We start from the raw sequence: 5,518 nt of genomic DNA, 5'->3' as shown, positions 1-5,518 counted from the left end.
GGTTCGGCGGTGACGGTCGACGTCGTGCGCTGGTTGGACCATAACGACATCCCTGCCGCCGGCGCGAACCTGAAATGGATGCGCGACGACATTGAGGAGGTCCTCCGGTCCGCCGATCCCCGCGTTCAGGTCCTTGTCCGCTCGAACGATTGATCGCAAGGGCGACTCCGCGCATTCACATATTGACAGTTTTGAAAACTCCATCACTGAACTGTCGCGACATAAATCCACCAAGTGGAGGGAACGTCCAGAAGGCGGCTTTAGACTTCGGCGCAGGGACAGAGACGCGCCAGGAACGCGTCATGGTAATGGGGGCAGTATGGCAATTCAGTCTATTCAGGCGTCTTATCGGGGACGTCGTCTCGGGATTCCGGCTCCGACGACCCCCATCAGGTTGGGAGTCGTGGATGACCACGAGGCCATTCGGATGGGTGTTATCGGCGCCGCTCTTCGCGATGCGGCGAGCGCGGAACGGCCGGTCTTCGTGACCAAGGACGCTCCCACCGTGGACGCCCTCATCGGGGCCGGTCGGGACGTCTGCCAAGTCGTGGCTCTCGACCTCTCTCTGGGAGATGGGTCGAGCCCCGCCATGAACGTTCACCGTCTCCGTGCCCACGGCTGCAAGGTCATCCTCTTCTCGCTGGCCGATGACCCGGACGCGCTGAAAGATGCACTCTCTGCAGGCGCTTCCGGCTATGTCCGCAAGGCGGAGCGGACGTCGAAGCTGCTGGACATGGTCCGGGACGTCCATGCCGGGCGCGAGGTTCTCTGCCGGGAATTCGCAGCGGTTCTCGACGACGATCATGAATTCTCGCGGAACACCCTCACTGAGAAGGAGCAGGAAGCGGTGGGCCTCTACGCCTCAGGCCTCAACATCGAAGCGACGGCGGCAAGGATGGGCTGCAGCCCGGCAACGGCCAAGACGTACGTGGACCGAGCAAAAGCCAAGTACCAGGCCCAGAACCGGCCAGCGACGCAGAAGGTGCATCTCTTCATCAACGCGATCAAGGATGGGATCCTGCCGCCGGTCATTCCCGGAACCCGCTGATGGCCGCGGCCGTGCGTGACGAGAGCCACCGCGCGGCCGCCGAGGCTGTCATCTCGAGGTCAATTGCTGTGTTCGCCCTCGTTCTGTGCGCTCAGGGAGTCGACGACGTCCTCGACGACCTGCCCGGACTTGCCCCCTGGTGGGACATGCTCTTCGGCGGGGGCGCAGCGATAACCATCCTGTGGGCCGCGGCGGCGAGCGTGCGGGGCCGCGTTGACCGCTGGGCATTGGGCGGTTTCGCCGTGGTGATAGCCGGGGGCCTCCTGACCTGGTCAGGCGCACATCCGGTGCCCGAGTCGGGGCCTCCGTGGCTCTGGCACGTACTCTCTCTGGCCACGGCTTGCCTCGCGGGCGCGGCGGGCATCAAGGGCGCGGCTCTTTACGCGGTGTCGACCTCCATTCTGTTCGCCCTGGTCCGGCACTCACCGTCAGGCGGCTCGGCGAGCTGGGATGTCGCGGCTGAGGATGCGGCTTATGCGGCAATGGTCGGCATCGCTGTCGCAGTGGCGATTCACGCGATCCGTCTGGGGGCGGAGCGAGCGGATACCGCTGAGGCGCACGCTGTAGCCGCCTACAAGGAATCGGCAGGAGCGCGAGCACAGCTGATCGAGCGCCATCGTCTGGGGGCCATCCTCCACGATTCTGTGATGTCGGCCCTCGTTGCGGCTGCGCAGGCAGTGACCCCCGAGCAGCGCTGTGGAGCTGCTCGGGCAGCACGTGAAGGGATGAGGCGGCTTGAGGAATACGCGGCGACGGAGCCGGCTCGAAGTCCGGTGCACCTCGTTGAGCTGCCCTCGCGCCTACAGGCGGTCGCTGAGAACCCGGCCTTCCTCCCCGTGGACATCTTCTCTGCACTTCCCGGCGACAGTCCTCTGACCCTCCCTGCCACAGTCGCCGATGCCTTGCTTGAAGCCACGTTCACCGCGCTCGATAACGCAAGCCGTCACTCCAGGGCCTCGCGCGCAACCATTTCGATTCGTGTGGTCGGCGGGCGATTGCGAGTTGAGATAGCCGACGACGGGCGCGGCTTTGACCTCGGGTCGGTACCCCCGCGTCGACTCGGGATCAGGGTGTCGATCATCCAAAGGGTTGTGGGCACTGGCGGACGCGCAGAGGTCGCATCGGTTCCAGGCGAGGGAACCAAAGTACTTCTTGAGTGGGTGGTGGAAGAGCAGTGACCCGCTCGATCCCCACCACCTTCCTGATCGTCTTGGCTGGCGCCTTCGCCGCTCTGCAGATCGTCTTGGGAACAGCCTCGCTAGATGGCAACTCGCAGCCCGAAGCGAGCATCTCAGCCATGGTCATCTACTCGCTCTTGCTGATCCTTTCGCTCCTTCCCCACGAAGGGCCTCTTCCGGCAGCCACGTCACTCGCTGCCGTTGTGGGCTCGGGGCTGATTACCGCCCTCGTGCAATTTGGGCTGCCCCGTAGTGACTGGCCGGGTTATGCCGCGTGGCACCCGGCGGCCCTCCAATGCCTTCTGGTGGTGTTGGCGATGCGTGGACGGCCCGGGTTTGCGGCGGCGGGGTGCCTCCTCTTCTCGACGGTGACGATCATCTGGTCACTGAACACCGCGTCGGGGCTCGAAGAGGGTTTGCAGATGTGCATGGCCCCGGTGCTGTTCGTCGCGACAGCTGTCACGTTGGCGCGATTCCTCACCCTCAACGACCTTCGCGCCGAGTCGAAGACAAGACAGGCCCTCGCCCTCCTCGATGAGGCCGCACGAGCGCGGGCTCGCGCCGTGGAGGCCGCCGGATGGGTCCACGAGGTGAGGGACATCGCTTCCCCGGCCCTCGCTGTTGCTGCCGATCCACGCATAGAACTCGATGAGCAGACCCGGCGTCGCATGCTCGAGACCGAGGCCGCGCTGAGGGATCGGGTCCGTGGCGGCTCGCTGGCGATCCCCGAAGTCCTTCGACACGTCTCCTTTGCCCGGTCGCGGGGAATCGTTGTCCATCTGCTCGATGACCGTGACGCTGTTCCGGATGAGCGGGAACTCATGGCGCTCATCGAGACGCTGGACACGCTCGTACCCGGCTTGAAGAGTCCGGGAACCCTCACCGTCAGAGCTCGCCCGGTCGGCAAAGGGCCTTCAATCACCATCGTCTTTTCCCCGAATGAGCCCGGAGATTCCGTCTACCTGGAGCTCTGACCGAGGATGAATCACTCCCCCAGCAGATTCGCCGCCAACGTCGCCGCGATGAATTCCCCATATCTCTCAGCACCCCAGCCTCGCTTGAGGACCAAGCTCTCGTAAAGCTCCGCCGTCGTACACGCGAACATGACGTCCGCCGCGGCCTCAGCACCCAACCCAGCCCGAAGCAGGCCTCGGCCCACCAGCTGCCGTGCGTTGTGGAGCATGCGGCGGTACCGCGCGTCGTCGATCTCGCGCAGGAGGTCCGCCATGCCGGGGTGGCCGCTGGCGGCGGCGTCGCGGATGAGGAGGACGATCGGAGCGCCGATCGGGCTGATCTCGGCGGTGAAGCGGCCGAACTGGTCCATGAGCGCGCGGGGATCCGTGGCGGTGAGCTGGGCCCGGTCCGAGCGTTCCTCCGCGGGCGGCCCGCCTGCGCCCAGGAGGCTCTGCTCCTGGATAGCCCTGACCAGGCCCGGCTTCCCGCCGAAATTCTTGTACACCGACTCTGGCGAGACGCTGGCGGAGCGAGCGATCTCGGCGATCGTCGTGGCCCCATACCCCTTGTCGAGGAAGAGCTCGCGCGCCGTGGCAAGGACGTTCCGTCGTGCTTCTTCGGCGAGGGCGCGGCGGCGCGAGGCATCGTAGGCGCGCGCCTTCCCCGCGCGCTCTCCCCCATTGACCGCCGAACTCACCGGATCTACACTCCAATCAATACAGCGAGCTGTATCCAAATAATCCTAGCGCCCACCCCTCTCATTCCGGAGCCCACCATGCAATCTGATGGCGGCCTCGGCCGCCTCCCCGAAGGGCCCGTCCGGCGCATGTTCGCCGCGGCCACCCAGCACGATCTCGACGCCATGGTCCTCGAATTCGCCGAGGACTACGAGAACATCACTCCCGTTCACCCGGCCCGCAGCTTCCGAGGACGGGACCAGGTCCGCTCGAATTGGTCGTCCCTCTTTGCCGGCATTCCGGACCTTGCCCTCGAGGTCCACGATGTCGCCGTCGACCCCGAGGGAAAGGTCTGGATCGAGTGGAGTTCCGCGGGAACCCGCCGCGACGGGGTTCGCATCGAGCAGGCCGGCGTCGCCATCTTCACGGTGCGCGACGACAAACTCGCCGTGGTGCGCTTCTACCTCGAGCCCGTCGAATACGACTCCGGCGACGTCAATGCCGCCGTCCGCTCCGTCACCGCCGTGCAGGCTCCGGCGCCTTCCGCGCCATGATCCTGGTGGTTGGCGGCACCGGCCGCCTCGGCTCGGCCTTGGTTCCCCTTATCAAGGACGACGGCGAGCCCGTCCGCATCTTCGCGCGCGGCGCCTCGCTGCCGTTCCCCGAGCGAGCGGACGACGGCGTTGAGCTCCTCCGCGGCGACCTCGCCTCTGCCGCGGATTGCGCCCGCGCGGTGGAGGGATGCACCAAGGTGGTCTTTGCGGCCTCTGGCTTCGGCTTGAAGAAGGGCGGCAATCCGCGGAGCGTCGATCGTGACGGGGCGCTGCAGTTGATTGATGCTGCGGTGAAAGCCGGGGTGGAACACTTCGTGATGATGTCCATGCACGGGGCGGCGCCGGATGGGCCGATCGAATTCCTCCGCATGAAGGCGGCCGCCGAGGAAGCCCTGCGGAGTTCGGGCCTCGTCTGGACGACGATCCGCATGGGCGCCAATCTCGACCAATTCCTTGTCACCATGTCCGAATCCCTGCCGACGAAGGGACGCGTCGTCGTCTTCGGCTCCGGCCAAGCGCCGGTCACGTTCACCTCGACCGCGGATGCTGCCGAATTGGTGCGGCGTGTTCTGCGGGAGGGATCGCTGAAAGGCCAAACGGTTGAATGGGGCACCGAGACGCACACCTTCAACGAGCTCGCGGACGCGCTACTGGCGGGAGCCCCGAATGCGACGGTTCAGCGGATTCCGCTGCCCGCGCTCAGGGTGATGTCCGTCGCCGCTCGACCCGTCTCGCCATTCCTGGCCCGAATGTCGAAAGCCGCCCTCTGGATGAACGGCGGCGGGGCCGAGTTCGACGTTCGAGCGGGACGGGAGCTGTACCCGGACATTCCCGTGGTGGGGTTGAGGCAGTTGGCGGGGTGAGGAGTTTCAGCCGTTCAAGAGATTCAGAATGCCGGTCGAATAGTTGTTGATCATGTCCTCAAGACGGGGGTATTCGGTCTTGATGGTTCTTGGGTTGGGCCTCTTGCTCTCGTTCCACATGAGGTCCGCAAACGCATCTGGCGAGTCACGGCTCTGAAGCATCGATTCGCCGGGTTGCAGATACTCGGCCTCGGGCGCGTGAAACGGCCAGTCCGTTGTGAGAACGGGCAGTCCCATGACGAGG

At 65.5% G+C, this 5,518-nt stretch carries 7 protein-coding genes; 5 read left to right on the top strand and 2 right to left on the bottom strand.

What is annotated here, in order from left to right:
- The first annotated feature begins 403 nt into the window (after positions 1-403).
- From ACTHL9_RS18735 to ACTHL9_RS18725, 3 genes are read left to right on the top strand one after another with little or no spacing between them, the layout of a single operon-like run.
- The gene (locus tag ACTHL9_RS18735) at positions 404-1,048 is read left to right on the top strand and encodes a sigma factor-like helix-turn-helix DNA-binding protein (protein ID WP_440520773.1); all 645 of its coding nucleotides are present in this window, start codon (positions 404-406) and stop codon (positions 1,046-1,048) included.
- Entirely contained in the window at positions 1,048-2,226 is a 1,179-nt protein-coding gene (locus ACTHL9_RS18730; RefSeq protein WP_440520772.1) for a sensor histidine kinase, read from the top strand. The genes ACTHL9_RS18735 and ACTHL9_RS18730 overlap by 1 nt, the downstream gene beginning before the upstream one ends.
- The gene (locus ACTHL9_RS18725) at positions 2,223-3,200 is read left to right on the top strand and encodes a hypothetical protein (RefSeq protein WP_440520770.1); all 978 of its coding nucleotides are present in this window, start codon (positions 2,223-2,225) and stop codon (positions 3,198-3,200) included. Before ACTHL9_RS18730 ends, ACTHL9_RS18725 begins: the two co-directional genes overlap by 4 nt.
- An 11-nt stretch (positions 3,201-3,211) precedes the next feature.
- Here the strand turns inward: ACTHL9_RS18725 and ACTHL9_RS18720 are convergent, their stop codons facing one another.
- On the bottom strand, positions 3,212-3,877 hold the full coding sequence (locus tag ACTHL9_RS18720; protein WP_440520769.1) for a TetR/AcrR family transcriptional regulator: 666 nt from the start codon (positions 3,875-3,877) through the stop codon (positions 3,212-3,214).
- Between the two features lie 78 nt (positions 3,878-3,955).
- Here ACTHL9_RS18720 and ACTHL9_RS18715 point away from each other — a divergent pair, with 78 nt between their 5' ends.
- Together ACTHL9_RS18715 and ACTHL9_RS18710 are read left to right on the top strand one after the other, a co-directional pair.
- Positions 3,956-4,411 carry a nuclear transport factor 2 family protein gene (locus ACTHL9_RS18715; protein ID WP_440520768.1) on the top strand — a complete coding sequence of 152 codons (456 nt, stop codon included), beginning with the start codon at positions 3,956-3,958 and terminating at the stop codon, positions 4,409-4,411.
- Positions 4,408-5,274: an SDR family oxidoreductase gene (locus ACTHL9_RS18710; RefSeq protein ID WP_440520767.1), complete on the top strand. Its 867-nt coding sequence runs from the start codon at positions 4,408-4,410 to the stop codon at positions 5,272-5,274. Before ACTHL9_RS18715 ends, ACTHL9_RS18710 begins: the two co-directional genes overlap by 4 nt.
- Positions 5,275-5,280: 6 nt before the next feature.
- On the opposite strand, the gene ACTHL9_RS18705 is transcribed toward ACTHL9_RS18710, so the two are convergent.
- Positions 5,281-5,518 (bottom strand): hypothetical protein (locus tag ACTHL9_RS18705; RefSeq protein WP_440520766.1); only part of this gene is annotated, 238 nt, incomplete at its 5' end.

Source organism: Sinomonas sp. (assembly GCF_051955515.1).
Classification (GTDB): domain Bacteria; phylum Actinomycetota; class Actinomycetes; order Actinomycetales; family Micrococcaceae; genus Sinomonas.
This window is presented reverse-complemented; position numbering and strand designations above follow the sequence as displayed.